Origin of the sequence: Achromobacter marplatensis, assembly GCF_002209535.1 — a bacterium.
GTDB lineage: Bacteria > Pseudomonadota > Gammaproteobacteria > Burkholderiales > Burkholderiaceae_B > Achromobacter > Achromobacter marplatensis.
Genome location: NZ_NJIG01000007.1, coordinates 135,044 through 160,122, shown reverse-complemented (window position 1 = coordinate 160,122; position 25,079 = coordinate 135,044). Strand labels below are relative to the sequence as shown.

The 25,079-nt window shown below is 64.5% G+C and carries 25 protein-coding genes; 20 read left to right on the top strand and 5 right to left on the bottom strand.

What is annotated here, in order from left to right:
• Positions 1-24 precede the first annotated feature (24 nt).
• From CEY09_RS32560 to CEY09_RS18110, 3 genes are read left to right on the top strand one after another with little or no spacing between them, the layout of a single operon-like run.
• Entirely contained in the window at positions 25-150 is a 126-nt protein-coding gene (locus CEY09_RS32560) for a cytochrome oxidase small assembly protein (RefSeq protein ID WP_006224567.1), read from the top strand.
• A 9-nt stretch (positions 151-159) separates the two neighbouring features.
• Positions 160-384, top strand: a complete 225-nt coding sequence (locus tag CEY09_RS18115) for a DUF2970 domain-containing protein (RefSeq protein WP_088589733.1) — start codon at positions 160-162, stop codon at positions 382-384.
• Between the two features lie 37 nt (positions 385-421).
• Complete coding sequence (locus CEY09_RS18110; protein WP_006224569.1) at positions 422-1,297, top strand: cytochrome c oxidase subunit 3; 876 nt, start codon at positions 422-424, stop codon at positions 1,295-1,297.
• Between the two features lie 127 nt (positions 1,298-1,424).
• On the opposite strand, the gene CEY09_RS18105 is transcribed toward CEY09_RS18110, so the two are convergent.
• On the bottom strand, positions 1,425-1,625 hold the full coding sequence (locus tag CEY09_RS18105; RefSeq protein WP_006224570.1) for a twin transmembrane helix small protein: 201 nt from the start codon (positions 1,623-1,625) through the stop codon (positions 1,425-1,427).
• Between the two features lie 36 nt (positions 1,626-1,661).
• On the opposite strand from CEY09_RS18105, the gene CEY09_RS18100 reads away from it, so the two are divergent.
• The 5 genes from CEY09_RS18100 to CEY09_RS18080 all read left to right on the top strand — a co-directional run bounded on the left by CEY09_RS18100 (position 1,662) and on the right by CEY09_RS18080 (position 5,765).
• Positions 1,662-2,465, top strand: coding sequence for an SURF1 family protein (locus tag CEY09_RS18100; RefSeq protein WP_088589732.1), 804 nt, complete (start codon positions 1,662-1,664; stop codon positions 2,463-2,465).
• 84 nt (positions 2,466-2,549) lie between these two features.
• The gene (locus tag CEY09_RS18095) at positions 2,550-3,131 is read left to right on the top strand and encodes an SCO family protein (protein ID WP_088589731.1); all 582 of its coding nucleotides are present in this window, start codon (positions 2,550-2,552) and stop codon (positions 3,129-3,131) included.
• 69 nt (positions 3,132-3,200) lie between these two features.
• Positions 3,201-4,235 (top strand): COX15/CtaA family protein, encoded by a 1,035-nt coding sequence (locus CEY09_RS18090; protein WP_088589730.1) that lies wholly within the window; start codon positions 3,201-3,203, stop codon positions 4,233-4,235.
• Between the two features lie 13 nt (positions 4,236-4,248).
• Complete coding sequence (gene cyoE / locus CEY09_RS18085; RefSeq protein WP_006224574.1) at positions 4,249-5,142, top strand: heme o synthase; 894 nt, start codon at positions 4,249-4,251, stop codon at positions 5,140-5,142.
• 17 nt (positions 5,143-5,159) lie between these two features.
• The gene (locus tag CEY09_RS18080; RefSeq protein WP_006224575.1) at positions 5,160-5,765 is read left to right on the top strand and encodes an SCO family protein; all 606 of its coding nucleotides are present in this window, start codon (positions 5,160-5,162) and stop codon (positions 5,763-5,765) included.
• Here the strand turns inward: CEY09_RS18080 and CEY09_RS18075 are convergent, their stop codons facing one another.
• Positions 5,766-6,002: a DUF3717 domain-containing protein gene (locus tag CEY09_RS18075; RefSeq protein ID WP_088589729.1), complete on the bottom strand. Its 237-nt coding sequence runs from the start codon at positions 6,000-6,002 to the stop codon at positions 5,766-5,768.
• A gap of 131 nt (positions 6,003-6,133) precedes the next feature.
• On the opposite strand from CEY09_RS18075, the gene CEY09_RS18070 reads away from it, so the two are divergent.
• From CEY09_RS18070 to CEY09_RS18045, 6 genes are all read left to right on the top strand, one after another.
• The gene (locus tag CEY09_RS18070) at positions 6,134-6,781 is read left to right on the top strand and encodes a glycine zipper 2TM domain-containing protein (protein WP_088589728.1); all 648 of its coding nucleotides are present in this window, start codon (positions 6,134-6,136) and stop codon (positions 6,779-6,781) included.
• A gap of 42 nt (positions 6,782-6,823) precedes the next feature.
• Entirely contained in the window at positions 6,824-7,627 is an 804-nt protein-coding gene (locus CEY09_RS18065; protein WP_088589727.1) for a PhaM family polyhydroxyalkanoate granule multifunctional regulatory protein, read from the top strand.
• A 66-nt stretch (positions 7,628-7,693) separates the two neighbouring features.
• On the top strand, positions 7,694-9,067 hold the full coding sequence (gene glmU, locus CEY09_RS18060; protein ID WP_088589726.1) for a bifunctional UDP-N-acetylglucosamine diphosphorylase/glucosamine-1-phosphate N-acetyltransferase GlmU: 1,374 nt from the start codon (positions 7,694-7,696) through the stop codon (positions 9,065-9,067).
• The gene (locus CEY09_RS18055) at positions 9,067-10,464 is read left to right on the top strand and encodes an MFS transporter (protein ID WP_088589725.1); all 1,398 of its coding nucleotides are present in this window, start codon (positions 9,067-9,069) and stop codon (positions 10,462-10,464) included. The genes glmU and CEY09_RS18055 overlap by 1 nt, the downstream gene beginning before the upstream one ends.
• 100 nt (positions 10,465-10,564) lie before the next feature.
• The gene (locus CEY09_RS18050) at positions 10,565-11,887 is read left to right on the top strand and encodes a UDP-glucose dehydrogenase family protein (protein WP_006226718.1); all 1,323 of its coding nucleotides are present in this window, start codon (positions 10,565-10,567) and stop codon (positions 11,885-11,887) included.
• Positions 11,884-12,942 carry a glycosyltransferase family 4 protein gene (locus tag CEY09_RS18045; protein WP_088589724.1) on the top strand — a complete coding sequence of 353 codons (1,059 nt, stop codon included), beginning with the start codon at positions 11,884-11,886 and terminating at the stop codon, positions 12,940-12,942. The genes CEY09_RS18050 and CEY09_RS18045 overlap by 4 nt, the downstream gene beginning before the upstream one ends.
• Positions 12,943-12,960: 18 nt before the next feature.
• Here the strand turns inward: CEY09_RS18045 and CEY09_RS18040 are convergent, their stop codons facing one another.
• Positions 12,961-13,449, bottom strand: coding sequence for an Lrp/AsnC family transcriptional regulator (locus CEY09_RS18040; protein ID WP_006226720.1), 489 nt, complete (start codon positions 13,447-13,449; stop codon positions 12,961-12,963).
• Positions 13,450-13,599: 150 nt separating this feature from the next.
• On the opposite strand from CEY09_RS18040, the gene glmS reads away from it, so the two are divergent.
• A complete protein-coding gene (glmS, locus tag CEY09_RS18035) occupies positions 13,600-15,432 on the top strand; it encodes a glutamine--fructose-6-phosphate transaminase (isomerizing) (protein ID WP_088589723.1) in 1,833 nt (610 codons plus the stop codon).
• A gap of 321 nt (positions 15,433-15,753) precedes the next feature.
• Here glmS and CEY09_RS18030 read toward each other — a convergent pair whose 3' ends face one another.
• On the bottom strand, positions 15,754-17,685 hold the full coding sequence (locus CEY09_RS18030) for an ATP-dependent nuclease (protein ID WP_088589722.1): 1,932 nt from the start codon (positions 17,683-17,685) through the stop codon (positions 15,754-15,756).
• A 304-nt stretch (positions 17,686-17,989) separates the two neighbouring features.
• Complete coding sequence (pdxR, locus tag CEY09_RS18025; RefSeq protein WP_088589721.1) at positions 17,990-19,408, bottom strand: MocR-like pyridoxine biosynthesis transcription factor PdxR; 1,419 nt, start codon at positions 19,406-19,408, stop codon at positions 17,990-17,992.
• 156 nt (positions 19,409-19,564) lie between these two features.
• Between pdxR and CEY09_RS18020 the strand changes: the two genes are divergently transcribed.
• From CEY09_RS18020 to CEY09_RS18000, 5 genes are all read left to right on the top strand, one after another.
• Complete coding sequence (locus tag CEY09_RS18020; RefSeq protein ID WP_088589720.1) at positions 19,565-20,011, top strand: carboxymuconolactone decarboxylase family protein; 447 nt, start codon at positions 19,565-19,567, stop codon at positions 20,009-20,011.
• A gap of 494 nt (positions 20,012-20,505) precedes the next feature.
• Positions 20,506-21,864 carry an MATE family efflux transporter gene (locus tag CEY09_RS18015; RefSeq protein ID WP_088589719.1) on the top strand — a complete coding sequence of 453 codons (1,359 nt, stop codon included), beginning with the start codon at positions 20,506-20,508 and terminating at the stop codon, positions 21,862-21,864.
• Between the two features lie 120 nt (positions 21,865-21,984).
• Positions 21,985-22,935, top strand: coding sequence for a GlxA family transcriptional regulator (locus tag CEY09_RS18010; RefSeq protein ID WP_088589919.1), 951 nt, complete (start codon positions 21,985-21,987; stop codon positions 22,933-22,935).
• A 128-nt stretch (positions 22,936-23,063) separates the two neighbouring features.
• Positions 23,064-23,822 (top strand): SDR family oxidoreductase, encoded by a 759-nt coding sequence (locus CEY09_RS18005; RefSeq protein WP_088589718.1) that lies wholly within the window; start codon positions 23,064-23,066, stop codon positions 23,820-23,822.
• Between the two features lie 57 nt (positions 23,823-23,879).
• Positions 23,880-25,073 (top strand): MFS transporter, encoded by a 1,194-nt coding sequence (locus tag CEY09_RS18000; protein WP_088589717.1) that lies wholly within the window; start codon positions 23,880-23,882, stop codon positions 25,071-25,073.
• The last annotated feature ends 6 nt before the right edge of the window (positions 25,074-25,079 follow it).

Genomic DNA, 25,079 nt, shown 5'->3' with positions numbered 1-25,079 from the left:
TTTCATGTTCCAGGTAGCACGAGAATGACACCCGAGCAGCGCCGCCGCAACAAAATCGCAGGACTCGTTCTGCTGGCTTTCGTCCTTGCTGTGTTTGCCTGGACCGTGTTGCGGGGTTCGGCGCTGCTGACCGGCAACGCGGTCGGCTAGGCCACGGCCATGAGCGACGACCTGCACGAAACCTCTCGGCGCAAGCTGAGTTTCCTTCAGACGATGAAGGCGGTGGCGTGGGGGTTCTTCGGCGTGCGCAAGGGCGCGGGCTACCGGGAAGACAGCGCCAGGCTGAACCCGGTGCACGTGATCGTGGCCGGGCTGCTGGCAGCGGCAATCTTCGTTACTGTGCTGGTATTAATTGTGCGTTGGGCGGTTTCTAGCCTGACTTGAATCACTTAATCTAAAAATCTGTACCAGGGAGAAAGCCATGAGTGCAAGCCACTCGGTTCAAGGTAAAGAGGCACCGTACTACTTTGTGCCCGCCGACTCGGGGCACCCCGTGCGTACGGCGGTGGCCCTGCTGTTCATGGGGCTGGGCGCCGCAGCCTGGATCAACGGCGTCAGCTGGGCCAAATGGTCCGTGCTGGCGGGATTCATCGGGCTGATCGTCGTGCTGTACTACTGGTTCGGCGACGCCATCCAGGAATCCGAAGCCGGCATGAACAGCAAGCGCATCGACGGTTCGTACCGTTGGGGCATGAGCTGGTTCATCTTCTCGGAAGTGATGTTCTTCGCCGCGTTCTTCGGCGCGCTCTGGTACACGCGCACGATCACCACGCCGTGGCTGGGCGACATCGATCACCGCCTGATGCTGTGGCCCGACTTCAAGGCCGCCTGGCCCAACTTCGGTCCCGCCGGCGTGGTCGAACAGTTCCAGACGGTGGGCCCGTTCTGGCTGCCCACCATCAACACCGCGCTGCTGCTGTCCTCGGGCGTCACGCTGACCATCGCCCACCATGCGCTGCGCGAGAACCACCGGGGCAAGACTATGTTCTGGCTGGCCGCCACGGTCATCCTGGGCTTCATCTTCGTGGCCTGTCAGGCCGCCGAATACCACCACGCGTACACGGAGCTGAACTTGAAGTTCAACTCGGGCGCGTACGGCTCGCTGTTCTACATGCTGACCGGCTTCCACGGGTTCCACGTGATCCTGGGCGCCACCATGCTGACCGTCATCCTGATCCGCCTGATCCGGGGCCATTTCACCGCCGACCACCACTTCGGTTTTGAAGGCGCGGCCTGGTACTGGCACTTTGTGGACGTGGTGTGGCTGGGCTTGTACCTGTTCGTCTATTGGTTCTGACGCAGGTGGGCACGGATCCGCTCTGCGGCGCAGGGCGGGTAAAGCGCGATAGGGGGCCAGGCGGCGACAATGCCGGGCGCCGATCGCGCTTTGTTGCGATGGGGGCGGGAACCGATGCCCCGCGGGCCTATCTAAGCCCGGTGCTTTCGATCCAGCCCATGTGATGGGCGAACAGCACGAACAGGAACAGGGCGACCGACAGCCCGATGCGCACCGTCAGCGCATTGACGGTACGGCTGGTAGTGCCTTTGTCCCGCATCAGGTAGACCAGGGCGGATGCCAGGCTGGCCAGAATACCGATGAAGGCCAGTACGACGAAAACGCGCATGGTGGTCTCCGGACAAAACAGAGTTAGCAACGATACATGGCCCGACCGCATTCAACCCGCTACACGGTAGCCGCCCTACTCCTGCTTGGCATCGCCGTGGTGATTCTGGTGTCGCTGGGGCAATGGCAGTTGCGTCGCAGCGACGAGCGACGCGCCATTCTGGCGGCGATCGAAGCGGGCCGCAAGCAGGCGCCGCTGATGCTGACCCCGGCAACGCCTTCCGACGACATGACCGCGTGGCGCGTGGCCCAGGCCAGCGGCGCGTGGCTGCCGCAATTCAGTGTACTGCTGGACAACCGCAACCACGATGGCAGGCCCGGCTATTGGCTGGCCACGCCGCTGCTGCTGGACGTGTCGTCGCGGCAGGCGGTGGTGGTGTTGCGGGGCTGGCTGCCGCGGGTGATCCAGGGCCAGGGCGACCCCCAACTTCCGGCCACGCCAGAAGGCATGCAGACCATCACCGGCGAACTCTCCGACCGCGTGCCACGCATGTTCGAGCTGTGGTCGATGGGCGGGCAGGACCATTCCGCGCTGCCTCGCGCCTTGCCCGTGGCGGGCGGCAGGGTGCCGCAGGTGCAGAACCTGCCGCTTGCCGACTATGCCCGCGCGACCGGGCTGAACCTGTTGCCGGTCGTGCTCAGCCAGACAGGGCAAGACCCGGCCGCCGCCGACGGCCTGGTCCGCGACTGGCCGCAGCCGTCGGTGGATTTCCAGAAGAACACGTCTTACGCCGTGCAGTGGTTCGCGTTTGGTCTGATAGCCGCCATCGCATGGCTGGTGGTGCTGGGGGGCGCCATCAAGCGCATGCGCCAACGCGCGCAGAGCGGCCCTCGGGCCTGATGCGCACGTCAATGAATGAATCATCCAGGATATAAAGTGGCTCGCGAAATTTCACCTGACAAACCGGCACGCAAGCGCTCATTGATGCCCATGCTGCTGGTGTTCCTGTGTTCGTTGGCGCCGATCGTGGCCGCCTTCGTGGTGTACATGAACCCGCAGTGGTGGCCGGCGGATTCCAGCAATTACGGCACGCTGGTGTCGCCGCAGCGCCCCATGCCGGCCGCGGGCGAACTGAAACTGACGACGCTGGACGGCAAGCCGTTCGACCTGCAAAGCCTGAAAGGCAAGTGGCTGCTGGTGACGGCCGACGGCGCGGCCTGCCCGGAAAGCTGCGCCCGCAAGCTCTACATCACGCGCAACAGCCACGCCAGCCAGGGCAAGAACGTGGACCGCCTGGCGCGCGTCTGGTTCATCACCGACAATGCGCCGGTGCCGGACAAGGTGCTGGAAGCCTACAAGGGCACGGTCATGCTGCGCGCCGACCCGGACCAGCTGGCGCGCTACCTGCTGGCGCGGGATGCGGCCGCCGGCCAGCCCGGGCTGCCGGAGCCGATCTGGGTGATCGACCCGCTGGGCAACCTGATGATGCAGTACCCTGCCGAGGCCGATGGCGTGAAAGTGCGCAAGGACATCAGCAAGCTGGTCTATAACTCGAGGATAGGGTGACCCCACCGATAGTGGGATGGCCGAGTGCCGCGGGATCCGCGCGGCGCGGCAGAGTCATGGTTTAGGGAAATGGAACGTATCAAAGCGCGGTACCGCAAACTTGTTTTTTTCACCTGGTTCCTGACCTTGGACCTGATCATGTTCGGCGCCTTCGTGCGCCTGACGGATTCGGGCCTGGGCTGCCCTGATTGGCCGGGCTGCTACGGCAGCGTGACGCCGCTGGGCGCGCAGGGTGACATCCATCAGGCGTCCCAGGCGATGCCCTTCGGGCCGGTGACGATGTCCAAGGCCTGGATCGAAATGATCCACCGCTACGTCGGGACCATCCTGGGCATGCTCATCATCGGCATCGTCTACATGGCGTGGCGCTATCGCCGCGAACTGGGCCGTTCGCCCGCGCTGGCCATCTCGACGCTGGTGGCCGTGTGCGTGCAGGGCGCGTTCGGCGCCTGGACCGTCACGCACAAGCTGATGCCGGCCGTGGTGACCTCCCATCTGGTGTTCGGGTTGTCGGTGCTGGCGCTGATGACGTGGCTATCGGCCCGCGAACGCCCGCATCTGGCCATCGGCGCCGCGGCTGCCCGGTGGAAACCGTGGGTGGCAGTCGGCTTCGGGCTGTTGCTGGTGCAGGTGACGCTGGGTGGGTGGGTCAGCACTAACTATGCCGCGCTGGCCTGCATGGACTTCCCCATGTGCCACGGGCAGTGGGTGCCGGACATGGACTTCCACGGCGGCTATTCGGTCATCCGCGGCCTGGGTGAACTGCCCTCGGGCGAGATGATCTCGCAGCCGGCGCTGACCGCGATCCACTGGGTGCACCGCAACTTCGCCTTCGTCGTGTTCCTGTACCTGGGCACGCTGGCCTGGCGGCTGCGGGCCGAACCCGGCTTGCGCGGCCCCGCCACGCTGATGCTGGCGCTGCTGGTCGCGCAGTTGTTCACCGGCCTGACCACCATCTTCTTCCAGTGGCCGCTGCTGATCGCCGTGCTGCACAATGGGGGCGCCGCCGGGCTGACCTTGGCTGCGGTGGTGCTGATGGTGCGTTTGTCCACGGCGGGACGCGCACCGGCGGGGGGCTATGGCCCCAATTCGGTGCGCGTTTAAAATAGGGTCCACTATGACCAGTCTTGCCGCTCCTCAACCCGGATTGTTCCGCCAATACTTCGTACTCACCAAGCCGCGCGTCACGCAGCTGGCGGTGTTTTGCGCAGTCATCGGCATGTTTCTTGCCGCACCGGGCATTCCCGATATGCGCCGCGTGCTGTTCGGCACGCTCGGCATCTGGCTGCTTGCCGCAGCCGCTTTCGCCATCAACTGCCTGATCGAACAGGAAGTCGACGCGCGCATGCTGCGCACCGCGCGCCGCGCCACCGCCCAGGGCACCATCTCGGCCTTCCAGGTGCTGAGCCTGTCTGGCCTGCTGGGCGGCGCGGGCATGTTCGTGCTGTACACGCTGGTGAACCCCCTGACCATGTGGCTGACCTTCGCCACTTTTGTGGGCTACGCCGTCATCTACACCGTCATCCTCAAGCCGCGTACGCCGCAGAACATCGTGATCGGCGGGCTGTCGGGCGCGATGCCGCCGGCGCTGGGCTGGGCCGCCGTGGCGGACTCGGTGCCGGCCGAGGCCTGGGTGCTGGTGCTGATCATCTTCATCTGGACGCCGCCGCACTTCTGGGCGCTGGCGCTGTACCGCAACCATGACTACGCCAAGGCCGGCCTGCCCATGCTGCCGGTCACCCACGGCAACCAGTTCACGCGCCTGCACATCCTGCTGTACAGCGTGGCGCTGGTGGCCACGACGCTGTTGCCCTACGCCATCCGCATGAGCGGCGAGCTGTATCTATTGTCGGCGTTGGTGCTGGGCGGCATGTTCGTCTCGTATGCGTGGCGCCTGTACCGCGCCTACAGCGACCAGCTGGCGCGCAGCATGTTCCGTTTTTCCATTCTCTACCTGGCGCTGCTGTTCGGCGCCCTGCTGGTGGACCACTGGGTCGGCCTGCTGCGCTGACCCCCTGGAGGTTGTTGATGTCCGTGTTTTCCGCCAGCCGCCGGCTGGCCCTGCGCTTCGGCGCTGCTGCCGCCTTCGCCGCCGCTCTTGCCGCTTGCGGTGAAAGCGCGCCCACGTTCAAAGGCAGCGACATCAGCGGCACCCAGCTGGGCCGCGGCATGGAGCTGACCGACACCAACGGCAAGACGCGCCAGTTGTCCGACTTCGCCGGCAAGGTCGTCGTGGTGTTCTTCGGGTTCACGCAGTGCCCGGACGTGTGCCCCACGTCGTTGGCCGAACTGACCGAGGTCATGAAGAATCTGGGTCCGGACGCCGATCGCGTGCAGGTGCTGCTGATCACGGTGGACCCGGAGCGTGACACGCAGGAAGTGCTCAAGCAGTACGTGACGGCCTTCGATCCGCGCTTCCTGGGCCTGACCGGCACGCCGGACCAGGTCAAGAAGGCGGCCGCGTCGTTCAAGGCTTACTACGCCAAGGCGCCCACCAAGGACGGCAACTACACGATGGACCACACCGCCGCGTTCTACCTGCTGGACGGCAAGGGCGAGTCCCGCGTGCTGGCCAACAACAATCTGGGCGTGGACGCCCTGACGCACGACATCAAGGCCCTGCTGAAAGGCTGATCAGGGATTGGATGGGGCGCGTGCGCCTGAAGCAGCCCAGCCGGCCAGCGCCGCCTGGGCTTTTTCATTGAGTTCGGCGACCGCGATGTCGTGCCGGTGCGAAATGATCATCAAGGCGTAGGGCGTGGCCAGCGCCGCGGCTTCGGGGCACAGGCGCGATTCTTCGCCGATCGACGGCGAGATGTTGCGCCAATAGTTGATCGCCTGTTCGAGCTGGGGCAGGGAAATGGAATCCATGCGCCTATTGTCCACGAATGGGATGGCCTGTCCACCGGGCTTGCGCCTGCAAAGAAGCGTCACCATCGCAACATGCCGAAACCGCGCCCGGGTGCTATACCGATGCCGGTTAGTTACGATGGAGCTTCGTCATGAATACCACCCGAATCGAGAACCCGCGCCGCGGCCTGCATCCGCTGGTCGCGGCGGCGGCGATTGCCGTCATTGTCATGTGCGCGGTAGGCGTGGCCGCGGTGATGGGCTGGTTGCCCTCGCCGTCGGCCAATCCGCATGCGGATGCGCCCGTGGCGGGCGCCGGCCCGGAAAGCGCCAACCTGGCGCCCGCGCCCCAGGCCGCCGTGCCGCCCGCGCCCGTCCCGGCGCAGACCGGCCGCCCGGCCTCGGCCGCGGCGCCCCGTCCTGCGGCCCCTGTGCCGGCGCAGCAGGCTTGCCAGAGCTGCGGCGTGGTGGAATCGGTCCGCCAGGTGCAGGTGCCTGTGAAGGACAATAGCGACCATCTGGTCGGCACCATTGGCGGCGGAGTGGTGGGAGGCGTTGTGGGTAATCAGTTTGGCGGAGGCAGCGGCAAGACGGCCCTGACCGTGCTGGGCGCGGTCGGCGGTGCTTTGGCAGGCCGTGAAGTTGAGCGTAATATCAGACAGCAACAAACGGTGACGCACTATGAACTCACGGTCCGCATGGGCGACGGTAGTGCGCGCCAGTTCCGTAGCGCGCAGCCGTTCGCCTTTGCCTCGGGCGACCGTGTGCGCGTGGAGAATAATCAGCTGCTGCCGGGTTGACCGGCGGCCGGCGGAAACCATCCGTATTTGGGGAGACCTGGCATGAGCGACCAATTCACGAATCCGTTCGTCCTTCCTGGCATGGGACAGAACTCCGACCTGTCGGGCAATCCCCTTCTGGCCAGCATGGAAATGATGCGCCAGGCCTGGGCCGGCCTGACCGGGCCTGGCGGCCTGGCCAGCAGCCTGCCGATGGCGCCTCCCATGAACCTTGAAGACCTGGACCGCCGCATCGCCGAATTGCGCTCGGTGGAAAACTGGCTGCGCATGAACCTGTCGATGCTGTCTTCCACCATCCAGGGCATGGAAGTGCAGCGCTCCACCATCAGCACGCTGCGCGCGTTTGTGGATAGCGCAGCCAACATGGACCTGGGCGCGGTCCGTGACAGCGGCGCAGCGTCTCCGCTGGAAGTGGTGCTGGGCCTGAAACCCGCGCCCAAGGCCGCTGCCAAGCCGGCATCGAATCCGCCGTCTGGGCAAGACAAGGCCCAGCAGGATCCGGACGGCAAGGAGGCGGACGCCCCCGCGGACAAGGCCGGGCCGGAATCGGCCATGCAAGGCATGAGCGAACAGATGGGCGCCGCCGCGCAATCGGCGTCCAAGGCCTGGTGGGACCTGCTGCAGCAGCAGTTCAACCAGATCGCTGCGGCCACCGCGGCGTCCATGCCGGCCAATCCCGCCGCGCCCGGCGCGGACCCGGGGGCGGATGCCAAGGCCAAACCCGGCGAATCCAAGTCCGCCGCGAAGACCGAGGCCAAGGCGTCCAAGCCTGCGGCACGCAAGCCCGCCGCCAAATCTGCGGCCAAGTCCGCCAAGAAAACGGGGCCTGCCGACGGCAAGCCCTGACCCTTTTCAATCGACACGCGAGACGGCCGCAAGGCCGCTCGACCGTCCCAACCTTTCCTGGAACTTATGCTTAATGTAGTGATCCTTGCCGCCGGACTGGGCAAACGCATGCAGTCCGACCTTCCCAAAGTGCTGCACACGCTGGCGGGCAAGCCCATGCTGGCCCATGTGCTGGACAGCGCGCGCCAATTGAAGCCGGCGCGCATCATCGTCGTGGTGGGCCATGGCGCCGACCGCGTCAAACAGGCGTTCGAGGGCCAGGCCGATCTGCACTTCGTGCTGCAGCAGCCGCAGCAAGGCACCGGCCACGCCGTGCAGCAGGCGGTGCCGCTGTTGTTGGAAGGCGATGGCAAGGACGACGTGACCCTGGTGCTGTATGGCGACGTGCCGCTGGTGCAGCCGGGCACGCTGCAACGCCTGCTGGCCGCGCGCGCTTCGGGCGCAGCGGTACTGACCGAAGTGCTGGCGGACTCCACCGGCTACGGCCGCATCGTGCGCGACGCCCAGGGCAACGTGTGCCGCATCGTCGAACACAAGGACGCCTCGGAAGCCGAACACGCCATCAAGGAAGTGAACACCGGCATCCTGACCGCGCCGACCGCCAAGCTGAAAGACTGGCTGACCCGCATCGACAACAAGAACGCCCAGGGCGAGTACTACCTGACCGATGTGGTCGGGCTGGCGGTCGTCGATGGCGTGCCGGTGGGCGCGGCCCAACCCGGCGCGGGCTGGGAAACGCTGGGCGTGAACAGCCGCGTGCAGCAAGCCGAACTGGAACGCCGCTGGCAGGGTGAGCAGGCGCGCCGCCAGCTGGAAGCCGGCGTCACGCTGGCCGATCCGGCGCGCTTTGACGTGCGCGGCACGCTGTCCTGCGGACGCGACGTGTTCATCGACGTGGGCTGCGTGTTCGAAGGCACCGTGACGCTGGCTGATGGCGTGCGCGTGGGCCCGCACTGCGTCCTGCGCGACGTGACCGTCGGCGCGGGCACGCAGATCGAAGCGTTCAGCCATCTGCAGCAGGCTGAAGTGGGCCGCGACGCGCGCGTGGGTCCGTACGCCCGCCTGCGTCCGGGCGCCGAACTGGGCGACCGCAGCCACGTCGGCAACTTCGTCGAGATCAAGAAGAGCGTGCTGGGCGCCGACAGCAAGGCCAATCACCTGGCCTACATCGGCGACGCCGACATCGGCGAGCGCGTCAATGTGGGCGCCGGCACCATCACCTGCAACTACGACGGCGTCAACAAGCACCGCACCATCATCGAGGACGACGCCTTCATCGGCTCGGATACGCAGCTGGTGGCGCCCGTGCGCGTGGGCCGTGGCGCGACCCTGGGCGCCGGCACCACCCTGACCCGCGATGCACCGGCCGACAAGCTGACCGTGTCGCGCGCGAAACAGCTCACCGTTGAGGGTTGGCAGCGTCCGGTCAAGAAGTCGTGATGGCGGAGAACGACGCCGCAAAGGACACGCCCCAGGGCGGCGGCGCCAAACCCGCCCCGCCCGACGGTTTGCCGGCCCCGCGCCGGTATTGGGCGGCGGCCACGGTGATGACGGGCATCAGCCTGTCGGTGCTGGACACCACCATCGCCAACGTGGCCCTGCCCACCATTGCCGTCGATCTGCACGCCTCGCCCGCCGAAGCCGTCTGGGTCGTCAACGCCTACAACCTGGCGGTGGTGATGACGCTGCTGCCGCTGTCGGCGCTGGCCGAGCGCATCGGCTTTCGCCGCATGTTCACCTTCGGCCTGATGCTGTTCACCCTGGCTTCGCTGGGGTGCGCGCTGGCCGGCACGCTGTGGCAGCTGACCGCAGCGCGCGTTTTCCAGGGCGTGGGCGCGGCGACGCTGATGTGCATGTTCGGCGGCCTGGTGCGCAATATCTATCCCCTGAAAATGCTGGGCCGGGGCATCAGCATCAACGCCACCACGGTGGCCGTGATGTCGGTGCTGGGTCCCACCATCGGGTCCGCCATCCTGTCGGTGGCGCCCTGGCCGTGGATCTTCGCGGTAAACCTGCCGATCTGCGTGCTGGCCATGTTCGGCCTGCGCCATCTGCCCGAAGTGCCGCGCAACGACGTGAAACTGGATTGGGTCAGCGCCCTGCTGTGCATGGCGACGCTGGGCGTTTTCATTTCGGGCGTGGACATGATGGGCCAGGACCTGCTGCGCGGCATCGGGCTGGTGGCGATCGCCTGCGTCGCAGGGCTGGTGCTGGTGCGCCGCGTCAGTAAGCAACCGGCGCCGCTGGTGCCGGTGGACCTGCTGCGCATCCGTCCGCTGGCGTTTGCCGTGGGCGCGTCGGCCTGTACCTTTGCCGCGCAGATGGCGTCTTACGTGTCGCTGCCCTTCTATTTCCAGCAGGTGCTGGGCCGGCCGTATCTGGAGGTCGGCATGCTGATGGGCGCCTGGCCCGTGGGCACGGCCATCATCGCCCCGCTGGCGGGCCGCCTGTCCGACCGCTATTCCGCCGCCACCCTGAGCGGCGTGGGGGCGGCGACCATGGTGGCCGGCATGCTGTGGCTGGCGCTGCTGCCGTCATCGGTGTCCAACTGGCCCATCGTGGCGGGCATGTTCGTGGCGGGGGTGGGCTTCGGCTTTTTCCAGACGCCGAACAACCGCGCCATGCTGTCGGCCGCGCCCCGCTCGCGCAGCGGCGCGGCAGGCGGCTTGCAGGCCACCACCCGGGTCTTTGGCCAGAGCTTCGGCACGGCGTTGGTGGCCATCGCCTTCAGCGTCAGTGTGGCGCATGGCCCCGGGCTGGCGCTGGTGCTGGGGACGGTTTGCGCCGCCCTGGCGGTGGTCGTCAACACCGTCCGGTTCAACAAACTGCGGGTCTAGGGCGGTTCCGCCCCTGGCTTGCGGCCGCTTCTATAATGGCGGCCGGCGCCTGGTCCTGAGGCCAGGCGCGCAAGATTCCCTATTTTGAAGGCGTGCAGGCATGAAAATCACGGTCGTGGGTACCGGTTACGTGGGGTTGGTGTCGGGAGCGTGCCTGGCCGACATGGGCAACGACGTCATGTGTCTGGACGTGGACGCGGCGAAGATCGCCCTGTTGCGCCAGGGCGGCATCCCCATCTACGAGCCCGGTCTGGAAGACCTGGTCCGCCGCAACGTGCAGGCGGGCCGCCTGCATTTCACCGACGACGTGGCGCAAAGCGTGGCCTTCGGCGACGTGCAGTTCATCGCCGTGGGTACGCCGCCGGGCGAAGACGGCTCTGCCGACCTGAAGTACGTGCTGGCCGCCGCCCAGAACATCGCGCGGCACATGACGTCCCGCAAGCTGATCGTGGACAAGTCCACCGTGCCCGTCGGCACGGCCGACAAGGTGCGTGCGGTGGTGAACAAGGAACTGGCCGCGCGCGGCGTCGAGATCCCGTTCAGCGTGGCCTCCAACCCCGAATTCCTGAAGGAAGGGGCCGCCATCAATGACTTCATGAGCCCGGACCGCGTGGTCGTCGGCGCCGACGACGACTACACCGTCGGCGTGATGCGCCGCATCTACGAACCGTTCCAGCGCACGCACGACCGCCTGATGGTGATGGACGTGCGCTCGGCAGAACTGACGAAATACGCCGCGAACGCCATGCTGGCCACGCGCATCTCGTTCATGAACGAGATGGCGAACCTGGCCGAAGCGCTGGGCGCGGACATCGAGCAGGTGCGCCGCGGGATCGGCGCCGATCCCCGCATCGGCTACCACTTCCTGTACCCCGGCGCGGGTTACGGCGGTTCCTGCTTCCCCAAGGACGTGCAGGCGCTGGTCAATACCGCTGCCGAAAATTCCCTGCCCATGCGGGTGATCGAAGCCGCCGAAGCCGCCAACCACGCGCAGAAGTTCCGCTTGTCGGAAAAGCTGGTGCAACGCTACGGCGAAGACCTCCGCGGCCGCAAGATCGCGCTGTGGGGCTTGTCGTTCAAGCCCAACACCGACGATATGCGCGAGGCCCCCAGCCTGACGGTCATCGCCGAACTGACGCGCCGCGGCGCCGACGTGCGGGCCTATGACCCCGTGGCCATGCATGAGGCCGCCCGCGTGCTGGTCGGCCAGCCGGGCATCAGCTTCGCCACCGACATGTACGACGCGCTGGACGGCGCGGACGCGCTCTTGATCGCCACCGAATGGAAGGTCTTCCGCGCGCCGGACTTCGACCGTGTGAAGGCCTTGCTGAAGACGCCGCTGATCATCGACGGCCGCAACCTGTACACGCCGGCCGACGTGCGCGGCCTGGGCTTCGAGTATTCCGGCATCGGGCGCGCATGAAGATCCTGCAACTGAACTTCGAGAAAGGCTGGCGTGGCGGCGAACGGCAGACGCTGTATTGCATGCGCGCCTTCCGCAAGGCGGGCCATGACGTCGAAGTGATGTGCCGCGAGGGCGCGCCGCTGGCCGAACGCGCGCGCCAGGAGGGCTTTGTAGCCCACACCTGCCGCAACGTGCCGGGGCAGCTGGCATTCCTGGCGGGCGCCAGCCGCTACGACATCATTCACGCGCAGACCGCCAACACCATCACCTGGGCCGTCCTGACCAAATGGCTGCACCGCAGCCCGGTGGCGTTCTCGCGCCGCACGTCGTTCGTGGTCAAGCCGGGCGACGAATGGAAGACCGGTTTCAAGTGGCGCCACGCGAACCTGTTCGTGGCCATCAGCGAGATGGCAGCGAGCGAACCACGCCGGCTGGGCATTGAACCGGTCATCATCCGCAGCGCCGTCGAGCCGCACGAGATCAACGCCGACAACGTTGCCAACCTGGTGCGCGAGTTCGATCTGGCCGGCAAGAAGGTCATGGCAACGTCTGCCGCGCTGATCCGCGACAAGGACCCCGTGACGCTGGTGCGTGCGGTGGGGGAACTGGCCAAGACGCGCCGCGACTTCGTCTTCCTGCACTTCGGCGCCGGCGGCGACCGCGAGCAGCAGGCCAAGGACGAGGCGAAAAAGCTTGGCATCGAAGACGTTTACCGTTTCGCCGGGTTCCGCAAGGGCGTCGAAGACTTCTACAGCATCCTCGACGTGTTCGTCATGAGCTCAGAGGAAGAAGCGCTGGGCAGCAGCGTGCTGGACGCCTTCCTGCAACGCGTGCCGGTGGTCTCCACCGACGCGGGCGGCTTGAAGGAAAGCCTGGCCGACGGCCGCGGCGTGCTGGTTGCGGTGGGCGACCACCAGGCCATGGCGGCCGGCATGGCCCGGTGCCTGGACGATGCGGCCTTCCGCCACGAGGTCACCGAGCGCGCCTATGCGTACGTGAAGAGCGAGCACGACGTCCAGGAGATGGGCAACCGTTACCTGGCGCAGTTCCAGCGCCTGCTGGGCCGCCAGTAGGCGCCACCCGCCGCGGCATCACCCCCGCACGTCGATCCGCGTCTCGAACTTGGCGCGGTGCACCGAAAAGAACGTACGCACGTTGCGCACGTTGGCCTGGGCAGTAAAGGCCCGGTGCACCAGCGCGTGATAGGCCGGCATGTCCTTGACCTGCGCGATCACCACGAAATCCGGCCCCGGCGACACCCGGTAGCACTGCAGCACCGCGGGTTCGGCCAGCATGCTTTGCTCGAACGCATCCAGGCTTTCCGCCGCCTGCACGTCCAGCGTGATCTCCACGATCGCCGTCAGCGTGCTGCCCAGTTTCTCGGCGGCCAGGATGGCGACCTGCCGGTCGATCACGCCCTCGTCCACCAGCCGCCGCACGCGCCGCAGGCAGGTCGGGGGCGACGCATGCACGCGCGCGGCCAGATCCTGATTGGTCAGCGCGCTGTCTTCTTGTAACTGTTCAAGAATGCGCCGGTCGAGATCATCCAGTTCCGGTAGCGAAATCGGCATGTTTTGCATTATTAATTCAAAATCGTCGTCTGGAAGAAATATTATTTAATCACAATTATGTAAGAGAATTAAATTCCATTTTTGGCCACATAAAGAAATCAAATTTCTTGGCGGGTCGCGCACAATGCGTCGGTACACGAACTTAGCGGAGTCTCTCCTATGTGCGGCATTGTTGGCGCCGTCGCCCAGCGCGACATCACCCCGATCCTGGTTGAAGGCCTGAAGCGGCTGGAATACCGTGGCTACGACTCCTGCGGCGTCGCCGTCTACGCCGACGGCCATCTGCGCCGCACGCGCAGCACGCAGCGCGTGGCTGAATTGGCCGAGCAGGTTGCCGAGGACAAGGTCCAAGGCTTCACCGGCATCGCCCACACCCGCTGGGCCACGCACGGCGTGCCGGCCACGCACAACGCCCATCCGCATTTCTCGCGCCTGGGCAACGACGAGCCGCGCATTGCGCTGGTCCACAACGGCATCATCGAAAACCACGACGAACTGCGCGCCGAGCTGCAGGCCGTGGGCTATGTGTTTGAAAGCCAGACCGACACCGAAGTCATCGCGCACCTGGTGAACCACCTGTACGCCGGCGACCTGTTCGAAGCTGTGCAAAACGCCGTGCGCCGCCTGCATGGCGCCTACGCCATCGCCGTGTTCTGCCGCGACGAACCGCACCGCGTGGTCGGTGCGCGCCAAGGCTCGCCGCTGGTGGTGGGCGTGGGCCAGAACGAGAATTTCCTGGCCTCCGACGCGCTGGCCCTGGCCGGCACGACCGACCAGATCATCTACCTGGAAGACGGCGACGTCGTCGATCTGCAGCTGTCGCGTGTGTGGATCGTGGACGCCAACGGCAAGAACGTGGACCGCGAAGTCCACACGGTGCACGTGCATACCGGCGCCGCCGAACTTGGGCCCTACCGCCACTACATGCAGAAGGAAATCTTCGAGCAGCCGCGCGCCGTCGGCGATACGCTGCAAGACATCGAAGCCATCACGCCCGAACTGTTCGGCGATGATGCCTTCAAGATTTTCAAGGACATCGATTCGCTCCTGATCCTGGCTTGCGGCACCAGCTACTACGCGGGCCTGACCGCCAAGTACTGGATCGAGTCCATCGCCAAGATCCCCGTCGCCGTCGAAATCGCCAGCGAATACCGCTACCGCGACAGCGTGCCCAACCCGCGTTCGCTGGTCGTGACCATTTCGCAGTCCGGTGAAACGGCCGATACGCTGGCAGCGCTGAAGCACGCCCGCTCGCTGGGCATGGAAAACACGCTGACCATCTGCAACGTGTCCACCAGCGCGATGGTGCGCGAGTGCAAGCTGTCCTACATCACGCGCGCCGGCGTTGAAATCGGCGTGGCGTCGACCAAGGCCTTCACCACGCAGCTGACCGCCTTGTTCCTCTTGACGCTGACGCTGGCGCAAGTGCGCGGCCGCCTGACCGACGAGCAGGAAGCCGAGCACCTGAAGGCGCTGCGCCACCTGCCGGTGGCCATCGGTTCGGTGCTGGCGCTGGAACCGCAGATCATGGCGTGGGCCGACCGCTTCGCCTCCAAGGAAAACGCGTTGTTCCTGGGCCGCGGCATGCACTATCCGATCGCGCTGGAAGGCGCGCTGAAGCTGAAGGAAATCAGCTACATCCACGCCGAAGCCTATCCGGCCGGCGAACTGAAGCACGGCCCGCTGGCGCTGGTGACGGAGCACATGCCCGTTGTGACCATCGCGCCCAAGGACGAGCTGCTGGAAAAGCTGAAGTCCAACATGCAGGAAGTGCGCGCGCGCGGCGGCGAGCTCTACGTCTTTGCCGACGCCGACAGCAAGATCCAAAGCGCCGAAGGCATGCACGTGATCCGCATGCCGGAGAACTATGGCAAGCTGTCGCCGATCCTGCACACGATCCCGCTGCAACTGCTGTCGTACCACACGGCCTGCGCACGCGGCACCGACGTGGACAAGCCGCGCAACCTGGCCAAGAGCGTGACGGTGGAGTGATGTAAGGACTGGGCCGGCCGCCATTGAAAACGAGAAATAAAGTCGGTCGCGAGTCGAACGCGCCATATCTTCACCAATTGTGTGGCGAAGATGGATTCATCGGTTGCTAGGGCGTTAAAGGGGCCGCAGAGCGGCCCTCTTTTTGGTGCACCGATTAGCTTGATGCGCACCAGGCACTGTCCGGCCGGAGTTGGGGACTGCGCGTCTGAGAGCACTAGGGGCTAGCGGCCGTCGACGACTGGCCGCTCTCGACCCTGAGCGGCCAGTCAGCCATTCGGCCTTCATGCCTCAAAGGGGTCACTCCGCACACGACTGCAACTGCTAGAACGCGATCAGCTGATCGCATAGTCGGTCCAACGTAGGTGACGACGCGCCCGCGTCTACAGCATAGGCGAGCTTCGCGCCCACCATCATCGTGTGCTTTCTAGCGCCCGACGCTTGACCGCAACGCACAGCTGCCTTGTTCTTCACCGCCTCAAACACTTCATCGCCGAGGGACTGCCGGAGATCCGCATCGACGCAGTCGGAAAGCTCCTTGGGCCAGATCGCATGCGTGCCAGACCAGAGCGTTTCGTCAGGGAACAAGTTCGCATCGTCAACACCCAGAAACCGGAAAAGAGACTTGTTATCGCGCTCGTGATTTCGCCGATGGGCTTCGTTCGCAATCTTGTCGCCGTCGGCATCAAAAATCAGGAACAGCGGTATGCCCATGTGCCGAGCGATAACCGCCGGCCGCAACAACTCACTCTTTCCGCCTACAGGCACCAGGTGGGTGCCGCGCCGACGGAACTCCAGCAGGCGGTCTTTGAGCGCCAACCATGCATGGATGTACGCGCAGTCCTCAATGCCTTCTACTAGTGCCAGGCGTTGCGTGAAAAACATCTCGGCCAGTTGGGGCTGAAGAAGCTGATAGATCTTCGACAGCGTCGCCAGTTCCGCGACAGGCTGTTCGCCGAGTGCGTGCGCAATCGCATCGCCGATGGTAGCCAGCGTTGGCTGGCAAACAGATGTCGCATGGGAAGCCGCGTCGCGCCTCACCAGCCTGACGCTTTCGAAGGAATCGCCGCCGACGAACAGGGGGCTGTGAGTCGACACCATGACCTGCGAACCCGTGTTGGCCAGTTCTTGGAGAACACCCGCCAAATGCCTCGCCTGCGGCGGGTGCTGATACAGCTCAGGCTCCTCGCAACCCAAGATGAGCTTGGGCGCACCGCTGCCGGTGTCGGCGTTGGCCAGTTCCTGCAGCAGGGCAAGAAGATAGGAGCGCTGGAAACCATGGCCGAAGCGACCCAGTTCACCTTGAAACTCGCCCTCGCCCAGCAGAACTCGCGCGAACGGATCTTCGACGCGAATGGATTTCTCCGAATCCTGATGCCATTGAAGCCGGAGGCTTGCTTCCGGATGTGCCCATTGGGCGAGTCTAGCGTTCAAGGCCGAAGACACCTCCGACAGCTGCTCCTGGCTCTCGTCAAGGAGCTGCTGGTAGCTGCGCCGGGCCGCCAGGGTGAGCTCGCTCAATCCCTCGGCGAAGTTGACCTTGGCACGCACCGTACGCGCAAGCAACTTGCCCAGCGCCGTCGCCTTTCCCTCCGCCTGCTCCGTGCTCGCGTCCTTCACCGCGGGCACGTACACCCACTGGATATGCCGCTGGAGTCGGCCCTGCCCTTTGGTCGCTCCGTAAAACTGATCCTCACTTGGGATCAAGGTGCACAAGTCTGGCCTGGCTGCCTCGAAGGTACGCAGTGCATCCTCCATTGCCGGGCCGGTCGTAGCTGCATTGAGATCCGGAAACTTGGCACGCAGGCCCGTATAGAGCTCTTTCAACTCGGCAACTTTGGCACCGTCGCCCTTTCGTCCGAAGTACTCTGCGAACTCGGCCATCGCCATGCGTTGCCCCAACTGTTTGATCTCGGCTTTGCCCTTCGCTTGATCGAAGGTAGCTGCAGCTGTGACGACCAGGAAACCGTTTCGGTAGTAGTCCTTGAAGTCTTCTTGCGCCTCGGCAGACAGCTGGTCAAACCACACGGTCACCGAGGCGGGCCTCCTGGTATCTCGACGATGGAAGTCCTCCTCCGCCAAGACGGTGAGGGGATTGCCCTGAGCGTCGGTTTCGCGGAACAGGACATTGAGGGCAAACAGGACAGTCGATTTGCCCGCGCCGTTCGCGCCGACCAGGCAGGTGTAGTCGTCAAACTCAACAGTCGCGTCAGCAATGGCTCTCAGATTGCTAATCTGAACTTTGCGAATTCGCATGACCTCTCCCTTTCTTGTAAGGCAGATTATGGTCACCAAGTGGCGTTTTGCCAACAAGCCATGGCTGCGAGATATAAATCGGCTGGAACACTAGAAGGCTAATGGCGGCATCGTGGGCCACTGACTGAGACCGAGCCGCCAAGAGGCATCGCCGGCCACGCTGAAGAGCCGGAGACCTGCCGTTCTGCACCGGCAGGTCGTGGCCGTCGGCGGAACTTCGCCGCCGACCGCAGAGGTCACTATCCGCGAGAACCGGACGCTCCGACGCCGGGTGCATGATCCACGGGGATATGCGGCCCACGATTTAATGAGATGCAACGATTCTTGCAAGCGTCGCGCATGCGGTTTCTATGTTGTCGGGGTGTAGATTGGTCACGCTGAGTAGCAAGCCACGTTGCGCGTGCCCGCGGCTAAGGTGCCAAGCGGAGAGCGCCGAGGGCGCGAGGCCATGTGCGCGGGCGGCACGCACCACGGCGATGTCGTCGGCAATCTGTGGGAGCGGTGCGATTACGCCCAGGCCAGCCGCTAGCGTGCCCGGCAGAACTCTGTTTACATGCGTTAGCGCGAGGTTGCGGCGCTCGGTATAGAGAGCCTTCATCTGCCGCAGGTGCCGCAGGAAGTGCCCATTGGATAGAAACTCCGAAACAGCCAACTGGGCGATCCGGTTCGGAGCCGGGGCCAACACGGCGGCGACCTCGACCAGACGCTCCGCCAGCGAACGTGGGGCGACGACGAACCCGAGGCCGAGCGCCGGACTGAGCGTTTTGCTGAACGACCCGATGTGAATCACACGCTCGGCGCCTGCGCCTGAGGCGAGGGCCGGTGCCGCCCGACCGTCGAGCTGAAGTTCTCCGAGATAGTCATCTTCGATGATCCAGGCGCCACTTGACGCCGCCCAGTCGAGCAAGGCGTGTCTTCGTGCGCGCGATAGGGTCACGCCTAGCGGTGCGTGCTGGCCTGGGGTGACCAGTGCCAGCATGGCGTCTGGGGCCCGGGCGATGCCATCGTCCACGCGCAGCCCCTTGGCGTCAACGGCCACAGGTTCGAGGGTGGCGCCGATCAGCTCGAGCCCGCGCCTACCCAGCGGATAACCTGGCTCTTCGATCCACGCCTTGCGCCCCTGAGCGCGTAGCGCCGTGAGGGCAAGCAGCAGGCCCTGCCGGTATCCACCGGTGACGATGATTTGATCGGGATGGCATTGCATTTGCCGGCTGATGGCAAGGTGGCTCGCGATCTGGGCCCGCAGCACGGGTTCGCCTCGCGGGTCAGCGTAGGCCGTGTCAGTGATCGCGTCGTCGCGTAGGGCACGCGCTCGCATGCGGGCCCAGAGCTTGGCCGGAAACGCGTCGTGAGCGGGTACGCCCATTTGGAACGGCCGTGGGGCGCTCGAAAATGGACGGTTGAAAGCCGCCAAAGGTCTGTCGATTGGCAAGGCGTCGACCGCTTCGATGGTAGGCGGCCGAGCGCTTACGCGCGTTCCAGCGGGTCCGGCGCCGAATACCAGGTTCTCGGCGATTAGCCGATCGTATGCCACGCGGATGGTGCCGCGCGCGACACCAAGCTGCGCGGCGAGGTCTCGACCGGAAGGCAAACGCTGTCCTGGCGCAAGCCGGCCGTCGAGGATCGCCTGTCGCAGGCTCGCATGGATCTGGTCGCCGATTGCCGCGACGGCGGCTCGGTCCACCTGAATCGACAGTGCATCGAACTTACTTAAGTCAGTCATCTTGGGTCAGTCGTTTCGGCAGTTTTTGGGCCTGTTTCTCCAACAGCCGGTGGAGTAACGTCTGCTTATGACATGGATCGCGGTCGAAGTCGATAGGCGGCCTTCGGGGCGCGCTGGCCGCGATCCGAAAGTCATCAACAACAGCAAAGGACTGTGATGACCCGTTTGAACTGGCAAGAGATCGCACCTGAAGGCGCAAAGGCACTTTTCGGTATCCACCACTACGTCACGAGAAGGACGAACCTTCCGGAGGAACTCGTGCACCTCGTGTTCCTCCGCGTTTCGCAAATCAATGGCTGCGCACACTGCATCGATATGCACAGTCGCGATCTAAGAAAAACCATGTCGATCGACAAGATCAGTTTGGTACCGGTATGGGACGAGGTGCACCATTTATTCTCTGAGCAGGAGCGCGCCGCGCTGGCCTGGGCTGAGGAGGTGACCCGTGTCAGCGAGACGCACGCGTCTGAAGAGGCGTATGCCGCCGCCTCGGCACAATTCGCGCCCAAGGATCTGGTTGACCTCACGATCACGATCGCCGCGATGAACGCGTTCAATCGGCTGGGAGCGCCATTTCGAGTTCCTGTCGCTGCTCAGTCGTGATCTGGTTTCCACACGCAGATTGGAAGTGATGCTTCACGGGCTCGAAGATTGCAGAACCCTAGGCGTCGATGATGCATTTCAGTCTGAGCTGCGCGAAGGGCCGCTTTGGAAAGCCGCTTGCGAGCGTCCGCATCTGGCCGATTACCGTCGTAGCGGAAGTTCGATTGGATAGCCGAAGGCAAGCTCAGAGTGCTTATCGGAGGCGAGTATCCACTTGCCGAAGCCGCAAGGGCCCCCCGTAGAGATGGCAAGCCGTTTCACCGTGGGCAAGCTGCTACTGCACATGGCTTGAAACTGAAGACGCTTCAGCGCGTGGGCGCATGAGTCAGATGTGGGCTGGTTTGAGCAACCGGGGAAATCCGGGTGAGTCCAGCCTGACCCCATTGTTTCGCATCTGACTCTCAGCATGGCGCGAATTGCCGTGTATTCGACATTCCCGCCAACACGACATTGGCCTATTCTGCGCTCGCCCAGAACCGTCTTCGAGTGCCGTCATGACCGCGCAGACCGATTCCCGCAGCCGTGACGTCCAGACCGAGCGCCTGCTGACCGCCCCGATTTTGCCTGTGATGTTGTCGCTTGCCGGCCCGACACTGCTGGTGATGCTCAGCCAAACCTTTGTCGGACTGATGGAGGTGTGGTTTCTCTCCCAGCTCGGTGAAGACGTGCTCGCTGGCGTGTCGGTTGTGTTTCCACTGCTGGCATTGACGACGGCGCTTGCGACCGGCGCGGTCGGTGGGGGAATGCTTGGCGCGGTTGCGCGGGCGCTGGGGCGCAACGACCGCGTGCAAGCCAACGCGCTGGTTTGGCATGCTGTCGCCATTGCGGTGGCGTTTGGGCTTGTCACGGCAGGGCTCGTCTTGGCTTTTGGCTCCGCGGCGTTCAGTGCCATGGGAGCTAGCGGCGAAGCGCTTGCGCACGCCGACCACTATGCTGCCGTCGTCTTTGGCGGCGCACCGCTGATATGGCTGTTCAATGCACTGCTGGCGGTCATTCGGGGCAGTGGCAATGTGCGCTTGCCGATGCGGGTGGTGTGCGGCGGTGGCGTCATCCTGATACCGGTATCGTGGCTGCTGATCTTTGGCGCGGCAGGCTTTCAGGGGCTGGGCGTGACAGGCGGCGCGTTGGCAATGGTTTTGTATTACGCCGTTGGTAGCCTGGTTTTCGCAATATATCTTTGGCGTGGCCAAGGGGTGCTGCAGCCGGCCGCCAGACCGGTGCGGCTGCAACGTCGGCTATTTGCCGAAATTCTCAAGGTCGGCGGCGTGTCGGCCCTTATCGCGACAAGTACCAATCTCACCATCGCCATCGTTACCGGCTACGTTGGGGCGTACGGTCTGGCGGCCGTGGCCGGATACGGCGCGGCTGCGCGATTGGAATTCTTGTTGGTGCCGCTCAGTTTCGGCATCGGCGGGCCCGCCGCGATCCTGATTGGCACCAACGCGGCGGCGGGCAGGATCGATCGCGCACGCCGCGCCGCGTTGATCGCAGCCTGTCTGGGGTTCGGCGTTGCTGAGACTATTGGGTTGGTGGTTGCGATATGGCCCGAGTTATGGCTGGGCGCGTTTTTGACGGACCCCGAAAGTGTGGCGACGGGAAGCGTTTACCTGCGCCATGTTGGCCCCTTTTTTGGCTTCTTCGGGCTTGGATTCACCCAGTACTGCGCCGCGCAAGGCACCGGAAAGATGGCCGTACCGTTGGCGGGGGCCTTGGCGCGCACGGTGGTGGCGTTGGGTGGGGGGCTGATCGCCGCCACGCAGACCGGGCTGTTCGTCAGCGTGGGCCTGGGTATGGCGGCTTTTGGTGCGGCGGGGCTTTATGCGCTGCTGCGCGATTGCCGGAAACAGGAATAACGAAGGATGGCTTTCGACGTCCAGATGGCGCAACAAAGTGGGCCGATATTTTTCAACAACGTGGATGCCGTTCCCCGTGCCGGATTAAGCTGATCTTTCATTGCCTGAAAAGGAAGCATGATGCGGCACGTTGGTTTGATCCTGGAAGATGGCTTCCAGCTGATGGGTTTGGCGGCGCTCTCTGCCTTTGAGCTCGCCAATATTGAGCTGGGCGATAAAGGCTATCGGCTGACGGTGCTCTCTGAAAAAGGCGGCACGGTCAGGTCGTCCATGAACGCAGGTATCGAAACGACGCCGCTAGGTGTCATACCCGATACCCTGATGGTTGCCGGCCAATTGGCGCCCCAGGATATTTCGCCCGGGCTGCGTGCGTATCTCGCCCGTGCGGGGGAACAAGCCCGCCGGGTGGCTGGGGTATGCACAGGCGCTTTTGTACTAGCGCACGCCGGTCTGCTTGACGGCCGTACTGCCACCACGCACTGGGCGCATGCGCCGGCGCTTCGGGCGCGCTTTCCGAAGGTCAGGGTCGAAGAGGACCGAATTTTCATCCGTGACGGCAACATCTGGACGTCGGCGGGAATGTCATCGGCCATCGACCTGACGCTTGCGCTGATCGAGGACGACCATGGGGCTGCGCTTTCCCGGGCACTGGCTCGTAGGCTTGTCGTCTACCATCGTCGCCACGGCGGGCAATCGCAATTTTCGGCGATGCTTGCGCTGGAGCCTCGCTCTGACCGGGTAAAGCGCGCGCTGGCCTACGCCCGTGAAAACCTGCGCAATCCCTTGTCTGTCGAAGAGCTTGCCGAGGCTGCCAGCCTGTCACCGCGTCAGTTCAGCCGGGTATTTCGCGAAGAAACCGGGCGGTCTCCGGCCAAAGCCGTGGAAATGCTGCGCTTGGAGGCTGCGCGCGTCATGTTGGAAGACGGTCGTCACCCTTTGGAAATCGTGGCGCGTGACACGGGTTTTGCTGACCGTGACCGAATGCGGCGCGCCTTCCTGCGCAACCTTGGTCAGCCCCCGGCCAGCGTGAAGCGGAGCCTGGTGTCGATGCAAGACCGCGACGCCGCCTGACTGACCTTGGGCGGCCTGCTTATAACCCGTGTCCGTTTTTGCCGGATCTATGGCATTTGAGACTTCACCCGACCCGCGCATAGTACGTCCATCGAAGGCGCCATCCAGGCGCAACACAAGGACAAATCATGCAGATGACGGGCAACACAATCTTTATCACGGGCGGCACCTCGGGCATTGGCCGCGCGCTTGCCGAACAGTTTCATTCCCTGGGTAACAAGGTCATCATCGCCGGGCGCCGTCAGGCGCTGCTGGATGAAGTGGCGGCGGCCCGTCCGGGGATCGAGGGCGTCGCCCTGGACATCTCGGATGCGGCCGACATCGACCGCGTTGCCGCGCAACTGATCCGCGACTACCCGACGCTGAATGTACTGATCAACAATGCGGGGATCATGCCGTTCGACGATCCTTCGGGCCGGATCGATGATGCCGTGTCGCGCCAGATTCTCGACACGAACCTGCTTGGCCCGATCCGGCTGACCTCTGCGCTGATCGAACATCTGAAGGCGCAGCCGCGCGCGACGATCATTCACAACACCTCGGTTCTGGCCTACGTGCCTATCGCCACCAATGCCGTCTATTCCGCTTCGAAGGCGGCGCTGCACTCGTATGCCTTGTCGCAACGCTTCATGCTCAAAGGCACCAGCGTGTGCGTCCAGGAAATCGCGCCTCCGTGGGTCGACACCGACCTGATCAAAAAGAGCGGTGACCCTCGCGCCATGCCGCTGGACGCCTTTATCGCCGAAACGATGAAGGGGCTGGCGACCGACGCACCGGAAGTGTTTGTTGAGGCGATTCGTGCCCTGCGAGACAACCCCGGCATTGGTGAACATGCGCTGATTGACGGTTTCAACACTGAAATCGCCGCCAATCCCATCCCCGTCTAAGACGCCTGATAGTCGGGCTTGCGCCCGCACAGACTGCATTTTTAGGAGAGTTGCGTCATGACCGCAACGCTTGCCGACGATTCGCGCACGGTGTTGCTGCCGGCGGGATTCCTGGCCTTGGGAACGTTCGCCATTGGCACCGAAGGCTTCATGATCGCGCCCTTGCTGCCGGTCATGGCGAAGGACTTTGCGCTGCCGGTTCCCACGGTCGCCCTGTTGGTGATCGTGTTCACGCTGGTGCTGGCATTGTCGTCGCCGGTGACCACCGTGGCCACCGGCCGCATGGCGCGCAAGCAGGTGCTGCTGATTGCGATGGCTCTGTTCGCCATTGGCAACGTCGTGGCCGCGCTGTCTTCGTCGTTCACCGTGCTGATCGCCGCGCGCGTGCTGATGGCCATTGCGGCGGGGCTATATGTGCCCGCCGCCAATGGCCTGGCCGGCGTCATCGTCCCACCCACGATGCGGGGGCGTGCGCTTGCCATTGTCAGCGGGGGGCAGACATTGGCCATCGCATTGGGCCTGCCGCTTGGCGGACTGATCGGCCACGCGTTCGGCTGGCGGGCAACCTTTCTGCTGGTCGGCGCGATGAGCCTGGTGGCCATTGCAGGCATTTTGACTGGCATCGACCGTGACGCGGGGCAGGGCATCGCGGTGGCCAGTTTGCGCGAACGTGTCTCGGTGGTGGCGCAGCGTTCCGTGTTGCGTTTGCTGGCGGTCAGCCTGTTCTGGTCGATCGGCGCCTTTGCTGCCTACCCGTATATCGCCGAGTATCTGAGCGCCGTGTTGGCCTTTGGTCCATTGGAGATCACAGCGTCTGTCTCGCTCTGGGGGCTTTGTGCAGCGGCTGGGGTCATGACGGGTGGGGTCCTCAATGATCGCTTCGGGGCTGACACGGTGGTGCGCGGGTCGCTCGTGCTGTTGGCGTTGTCGTTCCTGGCTTTGGCCGTTGCAACGACGCTGCCATCGGGAGTTTCGTTGGGTCTGGTGATGGTCGCAGTGGCTGTGTGGGGCTTCACCGTGTGGTCATTCTTTCCCGCGCAGATGGCACGGCTTATCGGCGCGGGCGTCCCCTCGCAAGCGCCCGTTGCGCTAGCGCTTAACACCTCGACGATGTATTTCGGATTTTCAATCGGCAGCGCCCTGGGGGCCACCGTGTTGGGCGCTGGCGCCATTTGGGCAATTGGCGTCGTGGCGGCCATGGCGGAACTGATCGCCTTGGGCCTGAACGCCGCCATTGCGCGTAGAGCTTGAATTTCT

Bases quoted from the DNA above. Each gene is read 5' to 3' on its own strand.
- CEY09_RS18030 (WP_088589722.1), bottom strand. From the start codon at position 17,685: ATGCGAATTCGCAAAGTTCAGATTAGCAATCTGAGAGCCATTGCTGAC.
- CEY09_RS18110 (WP_006224569.1), top strand. From the start codon at position 422: ATGAGTGCAAGCCACTCGGTTCAAGGTAAAGAGGCACCGTACTACTTT.
- CEY09_RS18050 (WP_006226718.1), top strand. From the start codon at position 10,565: ATGAAAATCACGGTCGTGGGTACCGGTTACGTGGGGTTGGTGTCGGGA.
- CEY09_RS18045 (WP_088589724.1), top strand. From the start codon at position 11,884: ATGAAGATCCTGCAACTGAACTTCGAGAAAGGCTGGCGTGGCGGCGAA.
- glmU (WP_088589726.1), top strand. From the start codon at position 7,694: ATGCTTAATGTAGTGATCCTTGCCGCCGGACTGGGCAAACGCATGCAG.
- pdxR (WP_088589721.1), bottom strand. From the start codon at position 19,408: ATGACTGACTTAAGTAAGTTCGATGCACTGTCGATTCAGGTGGACCGA.
- CEY09_RS18020 (WP_088589720.1), top strand. From the start codon at position 19,565: ATGACCCGTTTGAACTGGCAAGAGATCGCACCTGAAGGCGCAAAGGCA.
- CEY09_RS18100 (WP_088589732.1), top strand. From the start codon at position 1,662: ATGGCCCGACCGCATTCAACCCGCTACACGGTAGCCGCCCTACTCCTG.
- CEY09_RS18115 (WP_088589733.1), top strand. From the start codon at position 160: ATGAGCGACGACCTGCACGAAACCTCTCGGCGCAAGCTGAGTTTCCTT.
- CEY09_RS18015 (WP_088589719.1), top strand. From the start codon at position 20,506: ATGACCGCGCAGACCGATTCCCGCAGCCGTGACGTCCAGACCGAGCGC.
- CEY09_RS18010 (WP_088589919.1), top strand. From the start codon at position 21,985: ATGCGGCACGTTGGTTTGATCCTGGAAGATGGCTTCCAGCTGATGGGT.
- CEY09_RS18065 (WP_088589727.1), top strand. From the start codon at position 6,824: ATGAGCGACCAATTCACGAATCCGTTCGTCCTTCCTGGCATGGGACAG.
- CEY09_RS18040 (WP_006226720.1), bottom strand. From the start codon at position 13,449: ATGCAAAACATGCCGATTTCGCTACCGGAACTGGATGATCTCGACCGG.
- CEY09_RS18005 (WP_088589718.1), top strand. From the start codon at position 23,064: ATGCAGATGACGGGCAACACAATCTTTATCACGGGCGGCACCTCGGGC.
- CEY09_RS18090 (WP_088589730.1), top strand. From the start codon at position 3,201: ATGGAACGTATCAAAGCGCGGTACCGCAAACTTGTTTTTTTCACCTGG.
- CEY09_RS18055 (WP_088589725.1), top strand. From the start codon at position 9,067: ATGGCGGAGAACGACGCCGCAAAGGACACGCCCCAGGGCGGCGGCGCC.
- CEY09_RS18080 (WP_006224575.1), top strand. From the start codon at position 5,160: ATGTCCGTGTTTTCCGCCAGCCGCCGGCTGGCCCTGCGCTTCGGCGCT.
- CEY09_RS18000 (WP_088589717.1), top strand. From the start codon at position 23,880: ATGACCGCAACGCTTGCCGACGATTCGCGCACGGTGTTGCTGCCGGCG.
- CEY09_RS32560 (WP_006224567.1), top strand. From the start codon at position 25: ATGACACCCGAGCAGCGCCGCCGCAACAAAATCGCAGGACTCGTTCTG.
- CEY09_RS18075 (WP_088589729.1), bottom strand. From the start codon at position 6,002: ATGGATTCCATTTCCCTGCCCCAGCTCGAACAGGCGATCAACTATTGG.
- CEY09_RS18105 (WP_006224570.1), bottom strand. From the start codon at position 1,625: ATGCGCGTTTTCGTCGTACTGGCCTTCATCGGTATTCTGGCCAGCCTG.
- cyoE (WP_006224574.1), top strand. From the start codon at position 4,249: ATGACCAGTCTTGCCGCTCCTCAACCCGGATTGTTCCGCCAATACTTC.
- glmS (WP_088589723.1), top strand. From the start codon at position 13,600: ATGTGCGGCATTGTTGGCGCCGTCGCCCAGCGCGACATCACCCCGATC.
- CEY09_RS18095 (WP_088589731.1), top strand. From the start codon at position 2,550: ATGCCCATGCTGCTGGTGTTCCTGTGTTCGTTGGCGCCGATCGTGGCC.
- CEY09_RS18070 (WP_088589728.1), top strand. From the start codon at position 6,134: ATGAATACCACCCGAATCGAGAACCCGCGCCGCGGCCTGCATCCGCTG.